A 22,780-nucleotide genomic window follows, 5' to 3' on the forward strand; every position below is an offset into this window, starting at 1 on the left:
GATGGGAACGGGAACGGGGGAGGTCGCGGCCTTCCGGAACGTCAGCAAGAGCTACGGCCGGGTGAAAGCGGTGAACGGACTCGACCTGGTCCTGCGACCGGGCGAGACCGTCGCCCTGCTCGGCCCGAACGGCGCGGGCAAGTCCAGCAGCCTCGACCTGCTGCTCGGCCTGCGCGAACCCGACAGCGGCACCGTCGAACTGTTCGGCGGCACCCCGCGCGAGGCGATCACCGCCGGCCGGGTCGGCGCGATGCTGCAGAGCGGCGGACTGATGAGCGACGTCAAGGTCCGCGAACTGGTCACCCTCGCCTGCAAGGTGCACCCCAAGGGGCACGCCCCCGAGGAGGTGCTGACGACCGCCGGGATCACCGAGATCGCCGACCGCCGGGTCGACAAGCTCTCCGGCGGCCAGGAGCAGCGCGTCCGGTTCGCCCTCGCGGTGGCCGGCGCCAACGACCTGATCGTCCTGGACGAGCCCACCACCGGCATGGACGTCTCGGTCCGCCGGCAGTTCTGGGCCGCCATGCGCGCCCAGGCCGACGCCGGCCGCACCGTCCTGTTCGCCACCCACTACCTGGAAGAGGCGGACTCCATCGCCGACCGGGTCCTGGTCCTGCACAAGGGCCGGCTGATCGCCGACGGCTCCTCCGCCGAGATCAAGGCCAGGGCCGGCGCCCGCCGGATCGGCTTCGAACTGCACCCCTCCGACGGCCGCGCACCCGACGAGGCCCTGCTGCGGAGCCTGCCCGGCACCGTCGGACTCGACGTCAGCACCCGCACCGACGGCGTGCACACCGTCCGGATCCGCTCCACCGACGCCGACGCGGGCGTCGCCGCGCTCTACAAGGCCGGCCTCTACCCGCGCGGGCTGGAGGTCACCAGCCTCGGCCTGGAACAGGCCTTCCTGACCATCACCGGCGAGCAGGACCGCACCGAGAGCGAAGAGGAGAGCGCGCGATGACCACCCTGATCCAGCTGGAGATCCTGCGCACCCTGCGCAACAAGCGGTACCTGATGTTCACCGTCCTCTACCCGGCCCTGCTGTACGTGTTCTTCATCAGCGCCTACGGCAGCGGCGGCACGGTGGCCGGCGGCGTCTCCGTCAAGTCGTACTTCATGGTCTCGATGGCCACCTTCGGCGCGGTCGGCGCCGTCCTCACCGGCTCCGCGCAGCGCATCTCGCTGGAACGCAAGAGCGGCTGGACCCGCCAGTTGCGGCTCACCGCCCTGCCCGGCCGGGCCTACACCCTCGGCAAGATCGCCGCCTGCGCCGTCACCACCCTGCCCGCCATCGCCGTGGTCTTCGTGATCGGCGCGATCGAGGGCGTCGACCTCACCGCCGTCCAGTGGCTCGGCCTGGCCGCCGCCCTGTGGCTCGGCAGCTTCGTGTTCGCCGCGCTCGGCGTCGCCCTCGGCTACGCCGCCCAGCCGGACGCCGTCCAGCCCGTCGTGATGATCGTCTACATGCTGATGGCGCTGTTCGGCGGCACCTGGTTCCCGGTCAGCGACTCGCTGAAGACCTACGCCCGGTTCAACCCCGTCTACGACTACAACCAGCTGGCCTCGTTCATCCACGGCCAGGGCGTGGCCGGCGCCGCGATCGCCGCCCTCGCCGCCTTCCTCGCGGTCTTCACCGCCGCCGCGGCCCACCTGTACCGCAAGGACGCCCAGCAGGCATGATGACCCGCATGCAGAGCACCGGCCCGGCCCGCCGCCCCGACCAGCAGCACGGGGAGGACGGGCCGGACGGCCGCTGGACCACCTACCCGGGCGCGCCCGTCGACACCCGCCGGCAGCTGATGGTCAAGCTGATGTGGACGTCCGTCTGGGCGTTCTACCTGCTCTACCCCGTCCAGGACCTGACGACCGGTCAGCACGACACCGCCGGCACCGTCACCGGAGCCGTGCTGCTGGTCGTCTTCCTCGCCGCCTACCTGTCGCTGGTGGTGATCCGCAACAGCCGCGGCATCGCCCGGTCCCGGCAGTACGTGTCGTTCGCGCTGCTCGCCGGCATCGCCGTCGGCACCTCGATCGGCCTCGGCGACGCCTGGCTCACCCTGTTCACCTACACCTCGGTCTGCGCCGCCATCATCCTGCCCGGCCGCACCGCGCTGATCGGGGTCACCGCCACCACCGGCGTCCTCGCCGTGGTCGGACTCACCACCGGCGCCGACCACTCCACCCTGGTCGCCATCGGACTGCCCTGCCTGCTGGCCGGCTTCGCCATGTACGGCATGCAGCGCCTGGTCACCACCATGCGGGAACTGCGCGAGGCCCGGACCGCCGTCGCCCACCTCGCCGCCTCCGAGGAACGGCTGCGCCTCGCCCGCGACCTGCACGACCTGCTCGGACACTCGCTCTCCCTGATCGCCATCAAGAGCGAACTCGCCGGCCGCTTCATGGACGCCGAGAAGGCCGCCGAGGCCCGCGCCCAGGTCGCCGACATCGAACAGGTCGCCCGGCAGTCCCTCACCGACGTCCGGGAGGCCGTCAGCGGCTTCCGCCGCCCCACCCTCCAGGTCGAACTCGCCGCCGCCCGCACCGCCCTGGCGGCCAGTCAGATCCACCTCGACGCCGACCCCCGGCTCGCCGAGGACCGCCCCGGCCTCGGCGCCGAGGAGGCCGGCGCGCTCGCCTGGGCGCTGCGCGAAGCCGTCACCAACGTGGTCCGGCACGGCGTCGGCGCCACCCGGTGCACCGTCCACCTCGACGAGACCTGGGAGGAGGACGGCCGGCACGCCGTCCTCGAAGTCGTCGACAACGGCCCCGGCCCCGGCAAGTCCCAGCCCGGCAACGGACTCTCCGGCCTCCGCGAACGCCTCGAACAGGTCGGCGGCCGCCTCGACGCCGGCCCCGCCAACCGCGGCAAGGGCTTCCGGCTGCGCGCCCTCGTCCCGCTGCGACCCGGCCCCACCGGGGAATAGGCTGCGCCCCGTGACGGACGGACAGGTACGGGTGCTCCTCGCCGAGGACCAGGGCATGGTGCGGGAGGCGCTCGCCGCGCTGCTCTCGCTGGAAGGCGACCTCGACGTGGTCGCGCAGGTCTCGCGCGGGGACGCCGTCGCGGCGGCGGTGGTCGAGCACGGGATCGACGTGGCGGTCCTCGACATCGAGATGCCCGGCATGACCGGCATCGACGCCTGCGCGGAGATCCGCCGGGTCCGGCCGCAGACCAAGGTCGTCATCGCCACCACCTTCGGGCGGCCCGGCTACCTGCGGCGCGCGATGGAATCCGGGGCCGACGCGTTCCTGGTCAAGGACGCGCCGGCGGCGGAACTCGCCGAGGCGATCCGGCGGGTGCTGCGCGGGGAGAAGGTCATCGACCCGACGCTCGCCGCCGCGGCGCTCTCGGAAGGCGCGAACCCGCTGACCGGACGCGAACGCGACGTGCTGGCCGCGGCGGCGGACGGCTCGGTCAACGCCGACATCGCGGCCCGGCTGCACCTCTCCGAGGGGACGGTGCGGAACTACCTGTCGATGGCGATCCAGAAGACGGCGGCGAGGAACCGCGCCGAAGCGGTGCGGGTCGCCCGCGAGAAGGGCTGGCTGTAGCGGACCGCGCCCGCCTGCCGCTCAGTTGAGGCGGTGGCGCGCCGACCTGGCTTCGGCGCGGACGCGCTTCGCACTGTCCGGGTCGAAGGCGTCGAGGATCTCCGCGTAGGCGTCCATCTCGGCGGCGCCGCCCAGGAAGTCTCCGGTCTTGACGAGCAACTCGGCCCGTTCGAGGCGGAGTTGGGCGGGGTGGCGGGGGAGGAGCAGGGCGAGCTCGGTGGCCCACAGCTGGGTGCGGGCGTGCTCGGGGCGTTCGGCGGCCCAGTGGCGGATGTTGCCGAGGACGCGCAGCACGGTGTCCAGCGGCTGGGCGGGGGTGAGGAGTTCGGGCGAGTAGCGGTGCCCGGACGCGGCGAGCAGGCGCTCGACGTCCGGGACGTCGAGCAGGCGGCCGCCGTGGAAGGGGTCCGCGAGGACGTACTCGTCGCCGGGGTCGGGGCCGCCGACCGCGACGATGAAGTGGCCGGGCAGGGCGATGCCGTGGACGGTGAGGCCGGCCCGGGCGGCGACCGCGGACCAGACCAGGGAGAGCATGATCGGCAGGCCGCGGCGGCGCCGGAGCACCTCCGGGAGCAGGGAGGACTCCAGCCGGCGGTAGTCGGACTGGCGGCCGTGGAAGCGCTCCCGGCCGCCGAGCACGGCCGCGAGGAGCGCAGCGGTCTCCTCGGGGCCGCGCGGGCGGCGTTCGGCGACGGCCTGCCGGATGGCGGCCGCGTGCCGGTCCAGCGCCGTCTGACAGGCGGTCAGGACGGCGTCGAGGTCGGGCGGTTCGGCGCTGTCGCCGGGGTCGCCGAGGGTGTGCTCGGCGGCGGCGAGCAGGCACAGCAGCACGGGGTCGGGGCGTTCGGCCCGGGCTTCGGCTCGGAAGCGGGTTCTGCTCTGCTCGGTCACTGCGGCCTTCGGTTCAGCAGCGGTCGTGGCGCGTCTTCAGGTGGTGCACGCTACCGCTGGGGGAGGCGGGCGTAGTGGTAAGTGTGACTGGTCGTGAAGCCGCGGTGGTCGTAGAGCGCCTGCGCGCCGTGGTTCTCGGCCTCGACCTGCAGGTAGGCGGCGGTGGCGCCCTCCTCGGCGGCGCGGGCGGCGAGCACCGCCATCACCGCGGTGGCGAGGCCGCGGCGGCGGGCCGCCGGGGCGACCTCGATCGCGCCGAGCCCGGCCCAGTCGCCGTCCACCGTCATCCGGCCGATCGCCAGCGGTGCGCCGCCCGGGCCGGGCACGTGGGCGAACCAGACCGAGGGGCCGCCGTGCAGCACGGCGCGGGCGGCGGCCTCCAGGGCGGGGTCGTCGCCGACCCGGCGGTAGAGCGAGAGCCAGTCGCGGTCGGCGGTGCGGGACAGCCGGACCTGCCGCCAACTGTCCGGCGCGGCCGCCCGGGTCAGCCCGCCGAGCCGGGCGGTGCGCACCACGGTCGGGGCCAACGCGGCTCCCAGGCCGGCGAGTTCGGCGGTCAGTCCGGGCGGGGAGACGCCCTCGGTCACCTCGACGTGGGCGGGCAGGCCGCGGGCCGCGTACCAGTCGCGGACCCGGTCGAGGGCCTCGGCGGTCGACACGCCCGGGTCGCCGAGCGCCTGCACGGAGTTGGCGCGGCGGGTGAATCCGGCGGAGGCGCGCAGCACCCACTCGCCGAGGGCCTCCTGCTCGACGGCGGGCCAGCCGCGGGCGGCGGTGCGCTGGAGCTCGGCCGGGGTGGTCGCCGGCATCGGGACGCGGCGGGCCGGGAACGGCGGAACGGGCTTGCCGGCGACCAGCAGTTCGGCCGCGAAACGCACCGGCGCACCGGCCCGGGACTCGACCGTCAACCCGCCGCCGTCCCACGCAGTGAGCACGCCGATCACATCGCGGAACACCGGCCGGCCGTCCGCCACGCCGTCAACACGCCGTACGGAGACGCGTCTTCCCACGTCAGACGGGTCTATCCGGACCTCCGGACGGGCCTCCAGCGGGACTCCGCCGACCATCAACCACACCTCCTGTGCATTTGCGTCCCCCGACCCGCGATACTAGGTGCGGGCATCGACGACGCCGCGCGCACCGCGCGACCGAGTAAACAGTAGGGCGGGAGCCCTTCCGAGGAGGAACGACAGCGTGACCTACGTCATCGCGCAGCCTTGTGTCGACGTGAAGGACAAGGCGTGCATCGAGGAGTGCCCCGTCGACTGCATCTACGAGGGCCCGCGTTCCCTCTACATCCACCCGGATGAGTGCGTCGACTGCGGTGCGTGCGAGCCGGTCTGCCCGGTCGAGGCGATCTTCTACGAGGACGACACTCCGGAGGAGTGGAAGGACTACTACAAGGCGAACGTCGAGTTCTTCGACGACCTGGGCTCGCCCGGCGGCGCCTCCAAGCTCGGCCTGATCGAGCGCGACCACCCGTTCATCGCGGCCCTGCCCCCGCAGAACGCCGACCACTGATCGGTGGCATCCACGCTGTGAGCACCAACGACAGCACGCACGCGCCGTTCCCGGGACACCCGGGGGCGGCGCGCCGCGTATCCGACCGTCTTCCGGTCTTCCCCTGGGACAAGCTGGAACCGTACAAGCGCACCGCCGAGGGCCACCCGGACGGGCTGTGCGACTTCTCCGTGGGCACCCCCGTCGACCCCGTCCCGGAGCTGATCCAGCAGGCCCTGGCCGCGCACACCGACACGCCCGGCTACCCGACCGTGTGGGGCCCGCTCGCCCTGCGCGAGTCGATCGCCGGCTGGCTGAACCGCCGGGTCGGCGCCGAGATCGGCCCCGAGGCGGTGCTCCCCACCGTCGGCTCCAAGGAACTGGTGGCGTGGCTGCCCGGGCAGCTCGGCCTCGGCCCCGGCGACCAGGTCGCCTACCCGAAGCTCGCCTACCCCACCTACGAGGTCGGCGCGCTGCTCTGCGGCGCCGAGCCGGTCGCCTACGGGGACCTCGACGAGCTGGACGGCAGCAGGGTCCGGCTGCTCTGGCTGAACTCGCCGTCCAACCCGACCGGACGGGTGCTGGGCGCGGACGAGCTGCGCCGCGCCGTCGAGTGGGCCCGGGAGCACCGGGTGCTGCTGGTCAGCGACGAGTGCTACCTCGAACTCGGCTGGGAGGCCGAGCCGGTGTCGGTGCTGCACCCGTCGGTGTGCGGCGGCACGCACGAGGGGCTGCTCGCCGTCCACTCGCTCTCCAAGCGCTCCAACCTCGCCGGGTACCGGGCCTCGTTCGTGGCCGGTGACGCGGTGGTGGTCCGCGAGCTGCTGGAGATCCGCAAGCACGGCGGCATGATCGTGCCGGCGCCGGTGCAGGCGGCCACCGCGGTGGCGCTCGCCGACGACGCGCACGTCGCCGAGCAGCGGGCGCGGTACGCGCAGCGGCGGGCCGCGCTGCGGGCCGCGCTGGAGGCGTACGGGTTCCGGATCGAGCACTCCGAGGCGAGCCTGTACCTGTGGGCGACCCAGGACAAGCCGTGCTGGGAGACCGTGGCCGAACTCGCCGAGCTGGGCATCCTGGTGGCCCCCGGCGACTTCTACGGCCCGGCCGGCGACCGGTTCGTGCGGGTGGCGTTCACCGCCACCGACGAGCGGGTGGCCGCCGCCGTGGAGCGGCTCAAGCGCTGACGCCGCGTCAGGCGCACGGAGGGGCGGAGCCGGCCGGCTCCGCCCCTCCGTGCGTGCTCGCGGTGATCAGCCGATCGGCAGGCCGCCGCCGCCCAGGCCGCCCAGCAGGCCGCCCAGCGGGCCGAGCGCGCCGGTCAGGCCGCTCAGCGGGCTGTTGCCGGCGCCGCCCAGCGAGGGCATCGAGCCCAGGCGGTTGGCGGACTCGTGCTCGGCCAGGCCGGCCAGGGTGCCCGCGACGGGCAGGTCCTTGACGGCGCTCGCGACCGGCAGCGACTGCACGGCGCCGGTGACCGGGGCGAGCTTCTCGGCCGCGGGCAGGCCCTGCGCCAGCTTGCCGACGGGCAGCTTGCCGACGGTCTTCAGCGGGGTGGCGGTGGCCTTCTGGGCGGCCGGGAGGACCTTGTCGGTGACCGTGGGGCCGACCTTCTGCTCGACCGTGGGGACGACCTTCTCGGACAGCGGGCCGACCGCGTCGGTCAGCTGGGCCGCCTTGGCGGCCGGGCCGAGGTGGCCCAGCGCCTCGTCGGTGGAGGGCAGGCTGTGCGCGAGGGTGTTGCCGGCCGCGTCGGCGGCCGCCGGGCCGCCCGCCGCCAGGGTCGCGGCACCGGTGGTGCCGACCATCTGGCCGAGCTCGTGGGTCGCTCCCTGCACCGTGTCGCCCGAGTTGGGGACGGCGGCCAGCTTGGTCACGCCGGCGCCCAGGTCGGTCTGCGGGACCACCTCGGTGGCGGAGGCGGCGCCCGCGGCCGCGAGCGGCGTCGCGGTGGCGGCGACGAGCAGCGCGGCCTGGGCGATCCGGCGCGTGAGGGGGAGGGACATGGTGCTCCTAAGAGGTGAGGTCTACGGTCCGCCGGGCGGACGGCCGGTACAGGCTGTCCGGGCCGCCCCGCGGGCGACGTGTATGACCGCAAGAGCACCGGGAAGGTTTCGGCCGGTCAAGGTCAAGGGTTCGTAAAGATCGGACGATCGGGTTACGGACATCCGGGGCGGACCGCCCGCCGCGGGCCCGCTGAAGAACCGTCACTTCCCTTGCCCGGAAAGGCGAACGGCGGACCGCCGACACCTCGGCGTGTCGGCCGTCCGCCAGGGGCGTCGCCGTCAGCGGGAGTTGACCCGAATCACCCGGTGGGCCGTCACCCGCGCATCAGTGCGTCAACGCACCGACGGCGCCGTCACTTCTTCTTCGGCGGGGCGCCCAGCGTCACCAGCACCCGGTCGGCCGGAGCGCCCGCCAGCGGCTTCCAGCCGTCGTTCGGCCGGTCCACCCGCCACACCTTGCCCGCGTACGCGACCTGCCCGATGCCCAGGTCCGCCGCGCGCGCCACCGACCACTGGGCCAGCGCCCAGCCGGTCTGCTGGGTGCCGCCCGCGCCCGCGGTGCTCGCGGTCGGCTGCGGGGTGAACGCCAGCACCTCGCGCGGGTCCTTGGCGGGCTTCTCGGCGGGCGCCACCGCGACCGCCTTGCCGAACTCCCGGCGCACCCGCTCCGAGGCGGTGGCGGCCGGCGGGGCCGCCGCGTCCGGCTCCGGCAGCTCGTGCACCACGCAGTTCAGCGCGGCCGCCTCACGGCCCATCAGCACCGTCGCCAGCAGCGTCGCGTTGTTCTCGTGCTTGGCGTACGCCTGCGGGTAGCCGCTGCGCTGCACCTGCTGGGCGGCGTCGGTCAGCGGCATCTGCGCGTAGCCGTTCACCTTCACCAGCGCGTCCAGGAACTTGTTGGTCGAGTAGACCGGGTCCATGATCTGGTCGATCGAGCCCCAGCCCTGCGAGGGGCGCTGCTGGAACAGGCCCACCGAGTCCCGGTCGCCTCCCTCCAGGTTGCGCAGCTTCGACTCCTGGATCGCCGTCGCCAGCGCGATCGTCACCGCCCGCTCCGGCAGGCCGCGGGACATCGCCACCGCCGTGATGGTCGCCGCGTTCGCCGCCGCGCCCAGCTCCAGCGTGCCCGAGCCCGCCGCGGTGGCGACCTTGCAGCCCTCGTCCGGCACCGTGATCCGGTCCCGGTTCAGCCACACCACCAGGCCGCCGACCACCGACAGCGCCAGCAGGCCGACCAGGATCCGCCGCCACGGCCGCCGACGGCGCTCGGTCGCGCCACCCCCCGCGTACTCGGCGCCAGTAGCCACGGTCGCCCCTCTCCCTCGTCGTCCGGTCGTGTCCTGTCGCGGCGGTCCGAATCGGGTCCGCGCCGTTCGCGGACACCGTAACCGCTCGGACGGCCGTACGGGTCCGCGCGGTTGCGCGCCCGCCGGACCGGCCGTCCGGGCGCTCGGTAGGGTGGCCGCCATGAGCAGCCCGAACTCGCCCCTCGACCTGACCCTCGACGGCGGCACGCTGACCGCCCGCCTCGTCGACTTCCCGTCCGTCAGCGGCGAGGAGACCGCCCTCGCCGACGCGGTCGAGGCCGCGCTCCGGGCCCACCCGCACCTCACCGTCGACCGGTTCGGCAACAACGTGGTCGCCCGCACCCACTTCGGCCTGCCCGAGCGGGTGGTGCTGGCCGGGCACCTGGACACCGTCCCGATCGCCGACAACGTGCCCTCGCACGTCGAGGGCGACCTGCTCTACGGCTGCGGCACGTCCGACATGAAGTCCGGTGTCGCGGTCCAACTCCGGCTCGCCGCCACGGTGGTGGAGCCGAACCACGACATCACCTACGTCTTCTACGACTGCGAGGAGGTGGAGGCCGACCGCAACGGCCTCGGCCACCTCTTCGCCACCCACCCCGACTGGCTGGCCGGTGACTTCGCCGTGCTGATGGAGCCCAGCGGCGCCGTCGTCGAGGGCGGCTGCCAGGGCAGCCTGCGCGCCGACATCACGCTCACCGGCGTGCGCGCCCACGCGGCGCGCAGCTGGCTCGGCGACAACGCCATCCACAAGGCGGCCGAGGTGCTGCGCCGGCTCGCCGAGTACGAGCCGCGACGGGTCGTCATCGACGGCCTGGAGTACCGCGAGGGCCTGAACGCCACCCGGATCGACGGCGGCGTGGCCGGCAACGTCATCCCCGACGAGTGCCGGATCCACGTCGCCTTCCGGTTCGCCCCCGACCGCAGCCTGGAGCAGGCCGAGGCCCACCTGCGGGAGGTCTTCGACGGCTACCAGCTGGACGTCGTCGACGCCTCGCCCGCCGCGCTGCCCGGCCTCTCGCAGCCCGCCGCGCAGGCCTTCCTGGCCGCCGTCGGCGGCGAGCCGCGCGCCAAGTTCGGCTGGACCGACGTCGCCCGGTTCTCCGCGCACGGCGTGCCCGCCGTCAACTACGGCCCCGGCGACCCGAACCTGGCGCACAAGCGCGAGGAGCACTGCTCGCTGAGCGCGATCGCCGAGGTCGAGGAGCGGCTGCGGAACTGGCTCACCAAGTAGCCGCCCGCACCGTTGCCGGTCCTGCGGCCGTTTTCCGTTGTTCCCCGGAAAGTTGCCTTGTCAGGCGTAGGGTTTCGTCATGACAGCCAACGGAGAAGAACACGTCCGCAGGACCAAGAAGCCGTGGCCCGAGAAGCGCAAGGGCCCGGTGCTGCTCCGGCGGGACCAGGTCGAGACGGAGACCACGGACCAGCGGCTGCTGGACACCACCGGGCCGACCGACTGGTTGCACACCGACCCGTGGCGGGTGCTGCGGATCACCTCCGAGTTCGTCGAAGGCTTCGGCGCGCTCGCCAAGCTCCCCACCGCGATCAGCGTGTTCGGCTCGGCCCGGACGAAGCCGGGCACGCCCGAGTACCAGGCCGGCGTGGAGATCGGCCGGGCCCTCGCCGAGGCCGGCTACGCGGTGATCACCGGCGGCGGCCCCGGTGCGATGGAGGCCGCCAACAAGGGCGCCACCGAGGCCGGCGGGCTGAGCGTCGGCCTCGGCATCGAGCTGCCCTTCGAGCAGGGCCTGAACGAGTACGTCGACCTGGGCCTGAACTTCCGGTACTTCTTCGTCCGCAAGACGATGTTCGTGAAGTACGCCCAGGGCTTCGTGGTGCTCCCCGGCGGCCTCGGCACCCTGGACGAGCTGTTCGAGGCGCTCACCCTGGTGCAGACGAAGAAGGTCACCCGCTTCCCGGTGATCCTGTTCGGCAGCGCCTACTGGGGCGGCCTGGTGGAGTGGCTGAAGTCCACCCTGGTCGCCGAGGGCAAGGCCAACCCGCAGGACCTCGACCTGTTCCACGTCACCGACGACGTCGCCGACGTGCTCAAGGTCCTGGAAGAGGCCCGCAAGCCGCAGGGCACCCAGGCGTAACGGCCACTGACGGGCAGTCAGGCGAGCCCCCGGCGGGCGACCGCCGGGGGCCGGGTGCCGAGGATCGACGCCACCATGTCCAGCACCTGCCGGGTCTCCGCGACCTGGTGCACCCGGTACACCTGCGCGCCCAGCCAGGCCGACACGGCGGTGGTGGCCAGCGTGCCCAGCAGGCGCTCGTCCACCGGCTTGTCGAGGGTCTCGCCGACGAAGTCCTTGTTCGACAGCGACACCAGCACCGGGAACCCGGTCGCCGTCATCTCCGGCAGCCGGCGGGTCGCCTCCAGCGAGTGCCGGGTGTTCTTCCCGAAGTCGTGGCCCGGGTCGATGATCAACCCGTCGCGGCGCACCCCGAGTTCGAGCGCCCGCTCGGCCAGGCCGACGGTGACCGCCAGGATGTCCGCCATCACGTCCTGGTAGCCCACCCGGTGCGGACGGGTGCGCGGCTCCGCGCCGCCCGCGTGCGTGCACACCAGGCCCGCGCCGTACCGGGCGGCGACCTCGGCGAGCTTCGGGTCGAAACCGCCCCAGGCGTCGTTCAGCAGGTCCGCGCCCACCTCGCAGACCGCCTCGCCGACCTCGTGCCGCCAGGTGTCCACGCTGATCACCACGTCCGGGTGACGCTTGCGCAGCTCCGCCACGAACGGCACCGTGCGGCGCAACTCCTCCTCGACGGTGACCTCTTCGCCCGGACCGGCCTTCACCCCGCCGATGTCCAGGATCGCCGCGCCCTCCGCGACCGCCCGGTCCGCCGCCTCGAACGCGGCCCGGTCGGCGAAGGTCGCGCCCCGGTCGAAGAAGGAATCCGGGGTGCGATTGACGATTGCCATGATGATCAGCTCGTTCGGGCCGAACTCACGCGGGCCGAGTCGCAGTGCCACCGGTGTCTCCTCCTCAGCGCTCCCGGGTGCAATGATGGGCCCCGGCCTGTACGGGACCATGATCCCACCTGATCCCGCCCGTGGGCCGAAGCCGACCGGGAACTGCCGGGGACTGACGGAGGACAGCTCGTGTTCTGGGTGATCGTGGGTGCGATGGCCGTGGTGGTCGGCGGTGCCGCACTGGTGGCGCTGGGTGGCGGCGGATCCCTTCCGGAGGCGGAACACGACCGCCTCACCGCACGCCTCCCGCAGGACCGGCCGCTGAGCCGGACCGACGTCGACGACCTGCGCCTGCCGATGGCGCTGCGCGGCTACCGGATGGACGAGGTCGACGACGTCCTCGACCGCCTCGGCGCCGAACTCGCGCTCCGCGACGCGCGGATCGCCGAGCTGGAGGCGGTCGGCGCGGTGCGCGGCTCGGTGGAGGCCTCCGGCGCCGCGTCCGGCGAGCCGCTGCCCGGCCTGGAGTCGTTCACGGCCGTGCTGGAGAAGCAGCCCGCCGAGCCCGAGGGTTCGGAGGACACCGAGAAGAGCGACCGCTCGTGACGGGTGCCGTGCTCGGCGCCGACGGCCTGCTGCGCTGCGGCTGGGGCGACTCGGCGGACGACTACCGGACCTACCACGACACCGAGTGGGGCCGGCCGGTCCACGGCGACCAGGCCCTGTTCGAGCGGATCTCGCTGGAGGCCTTCCAGTCCGGCCTGTCCTGGATCACCATCCTGCGGCGGCGCGAGGGCTTCCGGGCGGCGTTCCGGGACTTCACGATCGCCGAGGTCGCGGAGTTCGGCGAGGCCGACGTGGAACGGCTGATGGCCGACACCGGGATCATCCGCAACCGCGCGAAGATCCTCGCCACCATCGCCAACGCCCGGGCCGCCCGCGAACTCGACGGCGAACTCGACGCGTTGATCTGGAGCCACGCCGGCGACCCGGACCGGCCGGCCCCGCTCGCGCTCTCCGACGTGCCCGCAGTGACGCCCGGATCGACGGCGCTGGCACGGGAGTTGAAGAAGAACGGGTTCCGCTTCGTGGGGCCGACCACGGCGTACGCGCTGATGCAGGCCTGCGGACTGGTGAACGACCACCTGGCGGACTGTCACGCGCGGTAGCCGGCCGCCCGGACGACCGTTCCCCGCGCCCCGTCCGGGGCGCGGGGAGCCGGGCGCTACTTGCCCACGAAGGCCGGCTTCTGCTTGGCGACGAAGGCGTTGACCGCGATGGCGTGGTCCTCGCTGTTGCCGGCCATGGTCTGCAACTCCTCCTCCTTGTCCAGGAGTTCGGTCAGCGAGTGGGAGGCGGCGAAGGCCAGCGACTCCTTGATCGCGCCGTAGGCGACGGTCGGGCCGTTGGCCAGCGTGAGCGCGAACTCGTGCGCGGTGGCGGCGAGTTCGGCAGCCGGGACGACCCGGGTGGCGAGGCCCAGGGCGAGCGCCTCCTCGGCCCGGACGGTGCGCGGCAGCATCAGCAGCTCGGTGGCGCGCGCGTGGCCGACCAGCCGGGGGAGCGTCCAGGAGGCGCCGGAGTCGGTGGTGAGCGCGACGCCGGCGAACGAGGTGTTGAAGCCGGCGCTGTCGGCGACGATCCGGAAATCGCAGGCGAAGGCGAGCGAGGCGCCGGCCCCGGCCGCGACGCCGTTCACGGCGGCGACGGTCGGCTTGCGCATCCCGGCGAGGGCCCGGACCAGCGGGTTGTAGTGCTCGGCGACGGTGCGCAGCGCGCTCTCGCCGGTCTCCTGCTGGTGGCGGAGCAGGCCGAGGTGCTCCTTGAGGTCCTGCCCGACGCAGAAGGCCTTCTCGCCGGCGCCGGTGAGCAGCACGGCCCGGACGTCGGGGTCGGCCGCGGCGGTGACCACGGCGTCCCGCAGGGCGACCTTGGTGGCGACGTCGAGGGCGTTCATGGCGTCGGCGCGGTCGATGGTGAGGACGGCGAGGGCGCCGTCGCGGTGGTAGCGCACGGTGTCGGACATCGGTGAGGGCTCCCGGGTCGCGGTGGGCTGTCGTGGCCACAGCATGCCGGAGTGCGGCCGGGCGGGGGAGTGTGAGGTGGCGCACCACCGGAGGGCGTGTCGGAGTGCGGAGGGATGCGGCTTTCGGCAGGTAATCGGCGCTCTGGTGCGGGTTCGGGCGGCTTGGCGCAGAGAGTGATGTTGGTCATCGAGCGGTCGCATGCGGGATAATGGCTTCCGATCAATGCGTTCGATACCGGCGGTGGACGGACTGCCGGTGCGTACCTGAACGGTTGCAGGAAGGGGAACGAGCATGGCGGCCATGAAGCCGCGGACGGGTGACGGCCCGCTGGAGGTAACCAAGGAGGGGCGGGGCATCATCATGCGAGTTCCGCTCGAAGGGGGCGGCCGCCTGGTGGTGGAGCTGACGCCGGACGAGGCGGATGCTCTGGGCGAGGCCCTGAAGAAGGCCTGCGGCTGACACCCACTGCCACTCGCACGCCCGGGCGCTCCGGGCGTGTTCGACGGGCCCGGTCCCCCGGTGCGGGGAGCGGGCCCGTTCCGCGTGTCCGGGGCGCTGTTCCGGGCGCCGCGCCGGGCGTGTCGCGCCGGCGTTCCGGGCCGGGCGCCGGGCGCCGGATGCCGGGCGTGTCGCGTCGGCCGTGCCGGATCAGCGCTTCACGGCACAGAGCAGGCCGTCGCTGACCGGGAGCAGGGCGGGCAGCAGGGTGTCGCTCTCGCGGATGTCGGCGACCAGGTCGCGCACGGCGCGGGTCTGCGGGTCGTCGAGCTCGGGCTCGGCGAGCCGGCCCTCCTGGAAGACGCCCTCGAAGCAGACCACGCCGCGCGGCCGGAGCAGCCGCAGCGCCTCGGTGAGGTGGAAGCCGGAGTCGGCCGGGTCGCCGTCGCAGAACACCAGGTCGTACTGGCCGTCGGCGAGCCGGGGCAGCACGTCGCGGGCCCGGCCGGGGATGAAGCGGGCGCGGTTGGCGGCGAACCCGGCGGCCAGGTACGCCTCGCGGGCGTACTGCTGGCGGACCGGCTCGGAGTCGACGGTGGTGAGCACGCCGTCGGGCCGCATGCCGCGCAGCAGGTACACGCCGGACACGCCGGTGCCGGTGCCGATCTCGACCACCGCCTTGGCGTCGAGCGCGGCGGCCAGCAGGCGCAGGGCCGCGCCGCCGCTGGGTCCGATCGCGCGTATGCCGGTGCGGGCCGACTGGGCCCGGGCGTAGGTCAGCACCGCGTCCTCGCCGACGTAGGTGTCGGCGAGGGCCACTCGCTGGGGCCCGAACTCGGTGATGGCTGCCTCTTCCGGAGCGCCGGTGCCGACGGAAGTCGACAAATTCCAGCGACAGACTACTGGCCGTCCGGGAACCGCGTTCGACGGCTGGCCGTTGAGTTGTCGTGGGTGGCCGGACCGCCCTCGGCGGCCGCTGTTCGACCGCTCTTATCCGGGCTTGACGTGTGAGGTGGATATGGTGGTGGCTCTGCTGGGCAGAAGAGCCGACCGAGGAGGTGTGGCCGAGGGCGACGTCCCTGTGCAGCGGCACCCCCGCGGCACCACGTCGGCCCGTACGCCGAAGCCCGTGATGAACCAGTCTGTGCATTCCCCCCTGGACAAGTCGACCGCAGCCGACGACTCGGTGGCCGAGGCCGCCGGCACGCTCGCGTCCTTCAACGAGGGGCCGGACGCGCAGAACTGGACGCCGCCCAGCTGGGAGGAGATCGTCGAGGCGCACAGCGCCCGCGTCTACCGCCTCGCCTACCGGCTGACGGGCAATCAGCACGACGCCGAGGACCTCACGCAGGAGGTCTTCGTCCGGGTGTTCCGCTCGCTGTCCACGTACACCCCCGGCACCTTCGAGGGCTGGCTGCACCGGATCACCACCAACCTGTTCCTGGACATGGTGCGCCGCCGCCAGCGGATCCGCTTCGACGCCCTCGCCGAGGACGCCGCGGAGCGGCTCGCCAGCCGCGAGCCCAGCCCCGCCCAGCACTTCAGCGACACTCACTTCGACGCGGACGTCCAGCAGGCGCTGGACACCCTCGCCCCGGAGTTCCGCGCCGCCGTGGTGCTGTGCGACATCGAGGGCCTCTCCTACGAGGAGATCGCCGCCACCCTCGGCGTGAAGCTCGGCACCGTCCGCAGCCGGATCCACCGCGGCCGCTCGCACCTGCGGGCCGCACTCAAGCACCGGGCGCCGAACGCCGCCGCGGGCCGCTCGCGCCGGGGCGGCTCCGCCGAACCCGTGCCGGTCGGCGCCGAACCGGTCGGAAGCGACCGGAGGGGGTCATGAGCGATCACGCCCCCGAGCGCCCGGACGCCACCGGCCGGTCGCGCTGGGCGCCGCTGCGCCGTGCCGAGCAGGGCCCGGCCGCCGAACTGCGGCCCGTGACGGTCCGTCCGGTCGAGCCGGCGGTCGAGGAGCACCACCTCGGCGACCGCCTCACCGCCTACCTGGACGGCGAACTCGGCCACGACGCCCGCGAGCGGGTGCAGGCCCACCTGGCGACCTGCCCGGACTGCCTGGCCGAGGCGGAGGGCTCCCGCGCGGTCAAGCGGACGCTCAGCGACGCCGCCATGCCCGGCCCGTCCGCGGCGCTGATGGCCCGGCTGATGGCCGTGGCCGCGCTGCCCGAGGACGAATCGGGCCCTGACGGGCCGTCGGGGGCCGTGTTCGGCGGAAGCCGGCTCACCGGCGGCTCCTTCGGCCGGGGCGCCGGCTTCGGCGGCGGCGCGCTCGGCGCCGATGCCCCGATACCCGGGATCGACCCGCGGGCCGGCCTGTTCGGCTCCCGCCCGTCCGCCGCGCCGCGCCGCGACCCGGCCGCGATGCCGCGTCCGCTGGCCGCGCTCGGCGAACTGCCCGCTCCCCGCCCGGCTCCGGCCCGCGGGCGCCGGCTGGTGTTCGCCGCCGCCGGCGCGTTCTCGGTCGCCGCGGTCACCCTCGGCGGGGTCGGCGGCCTCAGCGCGCAGAGCGGCCCCAACCGGCAGCCCAGCAGCGTCACCCCGGTCGGCGGGGCGATCGTCCCGGTGAACGCGCAGCAGCAGGTCGACGTCCGGGACTACCCGATGCGGGCCCGGATGCAGGCCACCCCGCAGCCGTCGCCCACCGGTGACCCGCGCCAGCTCCTGCGCTAGCCTGCCTTCACCGGCACGCCGTCGATGCCGGTCACCCGGGTGGTCTTTACCACGGATTCACCCGCCGGAGACCGGGGAACGGCCGCCCGCGTTTACCCTTGGTTCAGCGTTGTCGGGTGCTGGGAGTTCAGGTGTTCGGAGACATAGGCGGGCTGGAGGTCGTGACGATCGTCGTCATGGCCATCGTGATCTTCGGCCCGGACAAGCTCCCGAAGCTGATCCAGGACACCATGGCCTTCGTCCGCAAGATCCGCTCCTTCGCGGACAGCGCGAAGGAGGACATCCGCAGCGAACTCGGGCCGGAGTTCCAGAACTTCGACTTCGAGGACCTCAACCCGAAGACCTTCGTCCGCAAGCAGCTGCTCGGCGACGGCGAGGACCCGCTCGGGCTGAAGGACCTCAAGGACAGCGTGGACCTCAAGTCCGCGCTGAACGGCGGCCCGACGCCGACGCCGACCGCCTCGGTCGACTTCTCCAAGCCGGCCGCCCCGGCGAACGCGGGCCCGGCCCTCGCCGCCGGCGAGCGTCCCCCGTTCGACCCGGACGCCACCTGAGCGACGGGCCCCGCCCGACCCGGACGCCCCGCCCCCGGCAGGCGGGGCGTCGCCGTTCCCGCCGCTATCGTGTGCACTACCTCCCCGGTTCCCCCACCGGACGGCGGGCCACTGTGCGCTCCGTCACGCCAGGCCGTGTCCGGCCCGGTTTCCCGGACGGAGGGGCCGCGGTGCGCCACCATGGAGCCCGCCCGTGGCAGGAGCAACGCCGAGGAGGCCCGCAGTGGACGCCACGCAAACGACCGCAGACCCCGCCGCCGCGCGCCGGCCCGCCGACCCCCTCGCCGCCTACCGCGCCGCCGACTTCCCCTGGTACGGCCTGGACGAGGGCTGGACCGGCCGCCGCTGGCTCGGCCAGATCGGCACCGGACAGAACCCGCGCGCCACTGCGGCCGACACCCCCGACTACGGCACCCTCGGCCACGGCGACGAACCCGCCCGCGGACCCGAGCCCCGGGACACCCGGCGCTTCGCGATGGTGGTCACCGTCGCCCGCCGCGAGGTCCGCCGCAGCGCCGACAACACCGGCACCCTGGAAGCCACCTCCGCGTCCTCCGCGGCCTGGCTGGCCGGCGCCGGACTGCTCGCCGCGACCTGGCCGGGCACCCTCGACCGCACCCTCCGCCAGCACTGGCTCGACCAGCAGTCCGCGCTCGCCTGGGACCTCGCCGACGACCTCGAAGGCCCCGCCTGGTCCTCCCTCACCCTCCCCGTCAACGGCCTCCCGCAGCCCTTCCGCTACCGCGAGTCCGAATACGGCTGGGTCCTCGCCGGCGAGGCCCCCGGCGTCCTCATCGGCGCCTACGGCCGCTCCGTCTCCGCCTACGGCATCGGCTTCACCACCGTCCCCGACCTCGACGCCTACAACGGCCGCTGACGGCCGCACCACGCCGAACGGCCCCGGGCGGGAGCGCCCGGGGCCGTTCGCGGTGCTGAGGGACCGTCAGAACTTGTTCTTCGGGGTCAGGCCCAGGGAGAGGCCCGAGAGGCCGCGCTGGCGGCCGGAGAGCTTGCCGGCGATGGTGCGGAGCGCGGCGCCGGCGGGGGAGTCGGGGTTGGAGAGGACGACCGGGCGGCCGTCGTCGCCGCCCTCGCGGAGGCGGACGTCGATCGGGATGGAGCCGAGGACCGGGACGGTCGCGCCGACCGTGCGGGTCAGGGCGTCCGCGACGGTCTGACCGCCGCCGGTGCCGAAGACGTCGATCATCTCGTCGCAGTGCGGGCACGGCATGCCCGACATGTTCTCGATGACGCCGACGATCTTCTGGTGGGTCTGCAGCGCGATCGTGCCGGCCCGCTCGGCGACCTCGGCGGCGGCCATCTGCGGGGTGGTGACGATCAGGATCTCGGCGTTCGGGACGAGCTGCGCGACCGAGATCGCGATGTCGCCGGTGCCGGGCGGCAGGTCGAGCAGCAGGACGTCCAGGTCGCCCCAGTACACGTCGGCCAGGAACTGCTGGAGCGCGCGGTGCAGCATCGGGCCGCGCCACACCACCGGCGCGTTGCCCGGGGTGAACATGCCGATCGAGATGACCTTCACGCCGTGCGCGGCCGGCGGCATGATCATGTCCTGCACCTGGGTCGGCCGGCCCTCGACGCCCAGCATGCGCGGCACGCTGTGGCCGTAGATGTCGGCGTCCACCACGGCGACCTTCAAGCCGTCCGCGGCCAGCGCCGCCGCCAGGTTGACCGTCACCGAGGACTTGCCGACGCCGCCCTTGCCGGACGCCACCGCGTACACCCGGGTCAGGGTGCCCGGCTTGGCGAACGGGATCTCCCGCTCGGGCGCGCCGCCGCGCAGCAGCTGCGACAGCTCGCGGCGCTGCTCCTCGCTCATCACGTCGAGCTCGACGGAGACGGCGGTGACACCGGGAACGGCGGACACCGCGTCGGTGACCCGCTGGGTGATCGTCTCGCGCATCGGACAGCCGGAGACGGTGAGGTACACCGCGACCTTCACCGCGCCGCCGTCGCCGATCTCGACGGACTTCACCATGCCGATCTCGGTGATCGGACGGTTGATCTCCGGGTCGTGGACGGTCGCCAGGGCTTCCCGGACGGACTGCTCCGTCACCCCGGCCGCCACCTCTGTCTCGTTGGCCATGTGTTGATGGTACGGCGCTGCGCCCCGCCCCCGACTCGCCGGTAGCGTGCCGCGGGTCACAACGTGTCGGCGGGCTCCCGCCGTTCGTCGATCTCCTTGAGCAGCGACTGCAGTTCGGAGCGGATGAAGTCCCGGGTCGCGACCTCCCCGAGCCCCTGCCGGAGGGACGCGACCTCGCGGGTCAGGTACTCGGTGTCGGCGATGTTGCGGTCGCTGCGGGCCCGGTCCTGCTCCATGTTGACGCGGTCGCGGTCGTCCTGGCGGTTCTGCGCGAGCAGGATCAGCGGGGCCGCGTACGAGGCTTGGAGGGAGAGCATCAGGGTGAGGAAGATGAACGGGTAGTCGTCGAAGCGGACGGACGCCGGCAGCAGGGTGTTCCACACCACCCAGGCGATGATCACCACCGTCATCCAGACGATGAACCGGCCGGTGCCCAGGAACCGGGCGATCCGCTCCGACAGCTTGCCGAACGCCTCCGGATCCCAGGCCGGCAGGTGGATCAGGCCCGGGCGGCCGGTGCGCGGCTGGTCGAGCCGCGAACGGGACGGCGCCCCGGACTGGCCGGGACGCTCCTCGCGGCGGCCGCGCTGCTCACGCGTCCGCAGTTCGCGCAGTTCGCGGAGCTGACGCAGCTCGCCCTGGATCCGCTGGCCGGACGAGTCGCGCTGCCGCTTGCGGTCACTGTCCATGCGTCACCTCGCCGGCCGGGAGGTCGTGCGCCGAGCCCTCGCGCCAGTCGTCCGGCAGCAGGTGGTCCAGCACGTCGTCCACGGTGACCGCGCCCAGCAGGTGGTCGTCGTCGTCGACCACGGGCGCCGCCACCAGGTTGTAGGTGGCCAGGTAGGAGGTGATCAGCGGCAGCGGGGTGTCCGGCGGCAGCGGGTCCAGGTCGTCGTCCACCATCGAGCCGACCAGGGTGTAAGGGGGTTCGCGCAGCAGCCGCTGGAAGTGCACGGTGCCCAGGTAGGTGCCGGTCGGGGTCTCGTTCGGCGGGCGGCACACGTACACCTGCGCGGCCAGCGCCGGCTTGGTGTCGGAGATCCGCACCCGGGCGAGCGCCTCGGCGACCGACGCGTCCGGCTCCAGGACGATCGGCTCGGTGGTCATCAGGCCGCCCGCGGTGTCCTCCTCGTACGACAGCAGGCGCCGCATCTCCTCCGCCTCGGCGGGCTCCATCAGGCGCAGCAGCCGCTCGGCGTCCTCGGTGGGCAGCTCGGAGAGCAGGTCGGCGGCGTCGTCCGGGTCCATGGTCTCCAGGATGTCGGCGGCCCGTTCCTCCTTCAGCTTGCCGATGATCTCCACCTGGTCGTCCTCGGGCAGCTCCTCCAGCACGTCCGCGAGCCGGTCGTCGTCCAGGGCCGCGGCGACCTCCGCCCGGCGCTTCGCCGACAGGTGGTGCATGACGTTCGCCAGGTCGGCGGCGCGCAGCTGGTCGAAGGTGGCCAGCAGGCTGGCCGCGCCCTGGCCCTCCTCGGCGAGCGAGAAGCCGGTGACGGCCGTCCAGTCGAGCAGCAGCTGCTCGCCCTTCGCCTTGCGCAGCCGGGACGGGCGGCCGACCTGGACGAAGACCTTGTCGATCTCCCACTCGCGCAGCCGGGTCTGCACCATCGCGACGTCCAGCACGGTCACCTCGTCCGCGGTCTTGGTGCGGGTGACCGTGCGGTCGAGCAGCTCGGCCAGCACCAGGGTCTCCGACGGGCGCTGCTCGAACCGGCGCATGTTCAGCAGGCCGGTGGAGAGCACCTGTCCGGACTCCAGGCTGGTCACCCGGGTCATCGGCAGGAAGATCCGGCGGCGGCCGATCACCTCCACCACCAGCCCGAGAACCCTGGGCGGGCTGCCGCCCAGCCGCAACGAGACCACGACGTCGCGGACCCGGCCGACCTGGTCGCCGTTCGGGTCGAAGACCGCGACCCCGGAGAGATGGGAGATGAACACGCGGCTGCCTGGGCCGGCCATGCGAGGTCCTCCCGGGGGGAAAGGGATATAACCACCCAAATCTAGCCGGGGAGAGGTCGCGGTCGGACGCACCGCGCGGGCGCGGCGGGGCGGCGGGTTCTTCCGGGGGCCGCGCGTTCTCCCTCAGCCCCAGCGGGTCGGGAGGCGCCCCCGCGTGCCCCTGGCGCTCAGCCTCTGCGCCTCTTCTTGAAGAGCGGCTTGGTGAGGCCGGCCGACGGGTCGGCGGGTGGTGGCCGGGGAGGGGTCGCGGTCGGACGCACCGCGCGGGCGCGGCGGGTTGTCGGGGGTGTGCCCCTGGCGTTCAGCCTCTGCGCTTCTTCTTGAAGAGCAGCTTGGGGAGGCCGGCCGGGACGGGGCGGCGGGTGGTGGCCGGGGTGGGGAGCGGGGCGGCGGCGAGCGAGTCGGTGGGGTGGGGAGCGGGGTCGCCGGCCGGTTCGAGGCGGAGGATGCGGGACTCGCGGGCCCAGCGGTCGCCGATGGTGTCGGTGTCGGGGGCGTTGAGGCGCTTGCCCTTGAGCTCGTCGACGGCGCCGTCCCAGGCGGGGGTGCCGGGGGTGACGGCGGTGACGGTGGCGGGGAAGGCGACCAGGCGGCCGCCCTTGTCCTTGCTGCGGAGGGTGAGGGTCGCGGTGGTGCCGGCGGCGAGGCCGTGCAGGGGCTGCTCGGCGCCGTCGCCGACGACGACCACGGCGCCGTCGTGCCAGGCGTGCCAGAGCGGGCGGGCGGGCGACTGTCCGGCGGGCCGGACCCAGAGCAGGCCGGACTTCTTGGCGGCCTCTTCCACCAGGGCCCGGTCGAGGAAGTCTGCCGCGCTACCAGTCGTCGTACGCTCCATGCCGGACA

The 22,780-nt window shown here is 73.7% G+C and carries 26 protein-coding genes; 15 read left to right on the forward strand and 11 right to left on the reverse strand.

Annotated features, from left to right (window positions below):
* The first annotated feature begins 1 nt into the window (after position 1).
* From KCH_RS22560 to KCH_RS22575, 4 genes are read left to right on the forward strand one after another with little or no spacing between them, the layout of a single operon-like run.
* Positions 2-961 (forward strand): ABC transporter ATP-binding protein, encoded by a 960-nt coding sequence (locus KCH_RS22560; RefSeq protein WP_035865628.1) that lies wholly within the window; start codon positions 2-4, stop codon positions 959-961.
* Complete coding sequence (locus KCH_RS22565; protein ID WP_035865630.1) at positions 958-1,680, forward strand: ABC transporter permease; 723 nt, start codon at positions 958-960, stop codon at positions 1,678-1,680. The genes KCH_RS22560 and KCH_RS22565 overlap by 4 nt, the downstream gene beginning before the upstream one ends.
* Before the next feature lie 8 nt (positions 1,681-1,688).
* Positions 1,689-2,924: a sensor histidine kinase gene (locus KCH_RS22570; protein WP_035873246.1), complete on the forward strand. Its 1,236-nt coding sequence runs from the start codon at positions 1,689-1,691 to the stop codon at positions 2,922-2,924.
* A gap of 10 nt (positions 2,925-2,934) precedes the next feature.
* The gene (locus KCH_RS22575; protein WP_035865633.1) at positions 2,935-3,552 is read left to right on the forward strand and encodes a response regulator; all 618 of its coding nucleotides are present in this window, start codon (positions 2,935-2,937) and stop codon (positions 3,550-3,552) included.
* A gap of 21 nt (positions 3,553-3,573) precedes the next feature.
* Here the strand turns inward: KCH_RS22575 and KCH_RS22580 are convergent, their stop codons facing one another.
* Both KCH_RS22580 and KCH_RS22585 read right to left on the reverse strand, forming a co-directional pair.
* Positions 3,574-4,443, reverse strand: a complete 870-nt coding sequence (locus tag KCH_RS22580; RefSeq protein ID WP_035865636.1) for a transglutaminase family protein — start codon at positions 4,441-4,443, stop codon at positions 3,574-3,576.
* 50 nt (positions 4,444-4,493) lie between these two features.
* Entirely contained in the window at positions 4,494-5,510 is a 1,017-nt protein-coding gene (locus KCH_RS22585) for a GNAT family N-acetyltransferase (RefSeq protein WP_035865639.1), read from the reverse strand.
* Between the two features lie 127 nt (positions 5,511-5,637).
* Here KCH_RS22585 and fdxA point away from each other — a divergent pair, with 127 nt between their 5' ends.
* Positions 5,638-5,964 carry a ferredoxin gene (gene fdxA, locus KCH_RS22590; RefSeq protein ID WP_035865642.1) on the forward strand — a complete coding sequence of 109 codons (327 nt, stop codon included), beginning with the start codon at positions 5,638-5,640 and terminating at the stop codon, positions 5,962-5,964.
* A 17-nt stretch (positions 5,965-5,981) separates the two neighbouring features.
* Complete coding sequence (gene dapC, locus KCH_RS22595; RefSeq protein ID WP_035865645.1) at positions 5,982-7,127, forward strand: succinyldiaminopimelate transaminase; 1,146 nt, start codon at positions 5,982-5,984, stop codon at positions 7,125-7,127.
* Between the two features lie 66 nt (positions 7,128-7,193).
* Here dapC and KCH_RS47285 read toward each other — a convergent pair whose 3' ends face one another.
* Both KCH_RS47285 and KCH_RS22605 read right to left on the reverse strand, forming a co-directional pair.
* Positions 7,194-7,946, reverse strand: coding sequence for a hypothetical protein (locus KCH_RS47285; protein WP_051653354.1), 753 nt, complete (start codon positions 7,944-7,946; stop codon positions 7,194-7,196).
* Between the two features lie 353 nt (positions 7,947-8,299).
* On the reverse strand, positions 8,300-9,253 hold the full coding sequence (locus KCH_RS22605) for a VldE C-terminal domain-containing protein (RefSeq protein WP_035865647.1): 954 nt from the start codon (positions 9,251-9,253) through the stop codon (positions 8,300-8,302).
* 160 nt (positions 9,254-9,413) lie between these two features.
* On the opposite strand from KCH_RS22605, the gene dapE reads away from it, so the two are divergent.
* Together dapE and KCH_RS22615 are read left to right on the forward strand one after the other, a co-directional pair.
* Positions 9,414-10,487 carry a succinyl-diaminopimelate desuccinylase gene (gene dapE / locus KCH_RS22610; RefSeq protein ID WP_035865649.1) on the forward strand — a complete coding sequence of 358 codons (1,074 nt, stop codon included), beginning with the start codon at positions 9,414-9,416 and terminating at the stop codon, positions 10,485-10,487.
* A 79-nt stretch (positions 10,488-10,566) separates the two neighbouring features.
* Positions 10,567-11,349: an LOG family protein gene (locus tag KCH_RS22615; protein WP_035865652.1), complete on the forward strand. Its 783-nt coding sequence runs from the start codon at positions 10,567-10,569 to the stop codon at positions 11,347-11,349.
* 17 nt (positions 11,350-11,366) lie between these two features.
* On the opposite strand, the gene folP is transcribed toward KCH_RS22615, so the two are convergent.
* Positions 11,367-12,179, reverse strand: a complete 813-nt coding sequence (folP, locus tag KCH_RS22620) for a dihydropteroate synthase (protein WP_051654020.1) — start codon at positions 12,177-12,179, stop codon at positions 11,367-11,369.
* Between the two features lie 180 nt (positions 12,180-12,359).
* On the opposite strand from folP, the gene KCH_RS22625 reads away from it, so the two are divergent.
* Both KCH_RS22625 and KCH_RS22630 read left to right on the forward strand, forming a co-directional pair.
* Positions 12,360-12,776 carry a DivIVA domain-containing protein gene (locus KCH_RS22625; RefSeq protein ID WP_035865655.1) on the forward strand — a complete coding sequence of 139 codons (417 nt, stop codon included), beginning with the start codon at positions 12,360-12,362 and terminating at the stop codon, positions 12,774-12,776.
* Positions 12,773-13,339, forward strand: coding sequence for a DNA-3-methyladenine glycosylase I (locus tag KCH_RS22630; RefSeq protein ID WP_035865658.1), 567 nt, complete (start codon positions 12,773-12,775; stop codon positions 13,337-13,339). The genes KCH_RS22625 and KCH_RS22630 overlap by 4 nt, the downstream gene beginning before the upstream one ends.
* A 56-nt stretch (positions 13,340-13,395) precedes the next feature.
* On the opposite strand, the gene KCH_RS22635 is transcribed toward KCH_RS22630, so the two are convergent.
* Positions 13,396-14,196 carry an enoyl-CoA hydratase-related protein gene (locus KCH_RS22635; protein ID WP_035865660.1) on the reverse strand — a complete coding sequence of 267 codons (801 nt, stop codon included), beginning with the start codon at positions 14,194-14,196 and terminating at the stop codon, positions 13,396-13,398.
* 292 nt (positions 14,197-14,488) lie between these two features.
* On the opposite strand from KCH_RS22635, the gene KCH_RS39940 reads away from it, so the two are divergent.
* Positions 14,489-14,656, forward strand: a complete 168-nt coding sequence (locus KCH_RS39940) for a DUF3117 domain-containing protein (RefSeq protein WP_014137929.1) — start codon at positions 14,489-14,491, stop codon at positions 14,654-14,656.
* A gap of 189 nt (positions 14,657-14,845) precedes the next feature.
* On the opposite strand, the gene KCH_RS22640 is transcribed toward KCH_RS39940, so the two are convergent.
* Positions 14,846-15,520 (reverse strand): O-methyltransferase, encoded by a 675-nt coding sequence (locus KCH_RS22640; protein ID WP_425268803.1) that lies wholly within the window; start codon positions 15,518-15,520, stop codon positions 14,846-14,848.
* 247 nt (positions 15,521-15,767) lie between these two features.
* Between KCH_RS22640 and sigE the strand changes: the two genes are divergently transcribed.
* From sigE to KCH_RS22660, 4 genes are all read left to right on the forward strand, one after another.
* Positions 15,768-16,475: an RNA polymerase sigma factor SigE gene (sigE, locus tag KCH_RS22645; RefSeq protein ID WP_084224244.1), complete on the forward strand. Its 708-nt coding sequence runs from the start codon at positions 15,768-15,770 to the stop codon at positions 16,473-16,475.
* Positions 16,472-17,320, forward strand: a complete 849-nt coding sequence (locus KCH_RS22650; protein ID WP_051653356.1) for an anti-sigma factor — start codon at positions 16,472-16,474, stop codon at positions 17,318-17,320. The genes sigE and KCH_RS22650 overlap by 4 nt, the downstream gene beginning before the upstream one ends.
* A gap of 131 nt (positions 17,321-17,451) precedes the next feature.
* On the forward strand, positions 17,452-17,874 hold the full coding sequence (locus tag KCH_RS22655) for a sec-independent translocase (RefSeq protein ID WP_035865663.1): 423 nt from the start codon (positions 17,452-17,454) through the stop codon (positions 17,872-17,874).
* Between the two features lie 223 nt (positions 17,875-18,097).
* The gene (locus KCH_RS22660; RefSeq protein WP_035865667.1) at positions 18,098-18,751 is read left to right on the forward strand and encodes a hypothetical protein; all 654 of its coding nucleotides are present in this window, start codon (positions 18,098-18,100) and stop codon (positions 18,749-18,751) included.
* Positions 18,752-18,817: 66 nt separating this feature from the next.
* Here the strand turns inward: KCH_RS22660 and KCH_RS22665 are convergent, their stop codons facing one another.
* From KCH_RS22665 to KCH_RS22680, 4 genes are all read right to left on the reverse strand, one after another.
* The gene (locus tag KCH_RS22665) at positions 18,818-19,978 is read right to left on the reverse strand and encodes an Mrp/NBP35 family ATP-binding protein (RefSeq protein WP_035865669.1); all 1,161 of its coding nucleotides are present in this window, start codon (positions 19,976-19,978) and stop codon (positions 18,818-18,820) included.
* A 56-nt stretch (positions 19,979-20,034) separates the two neighbouring features.
* The gene (locus KCH_RS22670; RefSeq protein ID WP_084223865.1) at positions 20,035-20,667 is read right to left on the reverse strand and encodes a DUF1003 domain-containing protein; all 633 of its coding nucleotides are present in this window, start codon (positions 20,665-20,667) and stop codon (positions 20,035-20,037) included.
* The gene (locus KCH_RS22675; RefSeq protein WP_035865673.1) at positions 20,657-21,937 is read right to left on the reverse strand and encodes a magnesium transporter MgtE N-terminal domain-containing protein; all 1,281 of its coding nucleotides are present in this window, start codon (positions 21,935-21,937) and stop codon (positions 20,657-20,659) included. The genes KCH_RS22670 and KCH_RS22675 overlap by 11 nt, the downstream gene beginning before the upstream one ends.
* A 301-nt stretch (positions 21,938-22,238) precedes the next feature.
* Positions 22,239-22,772, reverse strand: coding sequence for a pyridoxamine 5'-phosphate oxidase family protein (locus KCH_RS22680; protein ID WP_035865675.1), 534 nt, complete (start codon positions 22,770-22,772; stop codon positions 22,239-22,241).
* Positions 22,773-22,780: the final 8 nt, after the last annotated feature.

Source organism: Kitasatospora cheerisanensis KCTC 2395, assembly GCF_000696185.1.
Classification (GTDB): Bacteria; Actinomycetota; Actinomycetes; order Streptomycetales; family Streptomycetaceae; genus Kitasatospora; species Kitasatospora cheerisanensis.

What these genes read in the sequence shown, in the direction of transcription:
- folP (WP_051654020.1), bottom strand. Translation starts at nt 12,179, where the DNA reads ATGGCAATCGTCAATCGCACCCCGGATTCCTTCTTCGACCGGGGCGCG.
- KCH_RS22635 (WP_035865660.1), bottom strand. Translation starts at nt 14,196, where the DNA reads ATGTCCGACACCGTGCGCTACCACCGCGACGGCGCCCTCGCCGTCCTC.
- KCH_RS47285 (WP_051653354.1), bottom strand. Translation starts at nt 7,946, where the DNA reads ATGTCCCTCCCCCTCACGCGCCGGATCGCCCAGGCCGCGCTGCTCGTC.
- KCH_RS22615 (WP_035865652.1), top strand. Translation starts at nt 10,567, where the DNA reads ATGACAGCCAACGGAGAAGAACACGTCCGCAGGACCAAGAAGCCGTGG.
- KCH_RS22680 (WP_035865675.1), bottom strand. Translation starts at nt 22,772, where the DNA reads ATGGAGCGTACGACGACTGGTAGCGCGGCAGACTTCCTCGACCGGGCC.
- KCH_RS22585 (WP_035865639.1), bottom strand. Translation starts at nt 5,510, where the DNA reads ATGGTCGGCGGAGTCCCGCTGGAGGCCCGTCCGGAGGTCCGGATAGAC.
- KCH_RS22560 (WP_035865628.1), top strand. Translation starts at nt 2, where the DNA reads ATGGGAACGGGAACGGGGGAGGTCGCGGCCTTCCGGAACGTCAGCAAG.
- dapE (WP_035865649.1), top strand. Translation starts at nt 9,414, where the DNA reads ATGAGCAGCCCGAACTCGCCCCTCGACCTGACCCTCGACGGCGGCACG.
- KCH_RS22565 (WP_035865630.1), top strand. Translation starts at nt 958, where the DNA reads ATGACCACCCTGATCCAGCTGGAGATCCTGCGCACCCTGCGCAACAAG.
- KCH_RS22650 (WP_051653356.1), top strand. Translation starts at nt 16,472, where the DNA reads ATGAGCGATCACGCCCCCGAGCGCCCGGACGCCACCGGCCGGTCGCGC.
- KCH_RS22670 (WP_084223865.1), bottom strand. Translation starts at nt 20,667, where the DNA reads ATGGACAGTGACCGCAAGCGGCAGCGCGACTCGTCCGGCCAGCGGATC.
- KCH_RS22675 (WP_035865673.1), bottom strand. Translation starts at nt 21,937, where the DNA reads ATGGCCGGCCCAGGCAGCCGCGTGTTCATCTCCCATCTCTCCGGGGTC.
- KCH_RS39940 (WP_014137929.1), top strand. Translation starts at nt 14,489, where the DNA reads ATGGCGGCCATGAAGCCGCGGACGGGTGACGGCCCGCTGGAGGTAACC.
- sigE (WP_084224244.1), top strand. Translation starts at nt 15,768, where the DNA reads ATGAACCAGTCTGTGCATTCCCCCCTGGACAAGTCGACCGCAGCCGAC.
- KCH_RS22570 (WP_035873246.1), top strand. Translation starts at nt 1,689, where the DNA reads ATGCAGAGCACCGGCCCGGCCCGCCGCCCCGACCAGCAGCACGGGGAG.
- KCH_RS22665 (WP_035865669.1), bottom strand. Translation starts at nt 19,978, where the DNA reads ATGGCCAACGAGACAGAGGTGGCGGCCGGGGTGACGGAGCAGTCCGTC.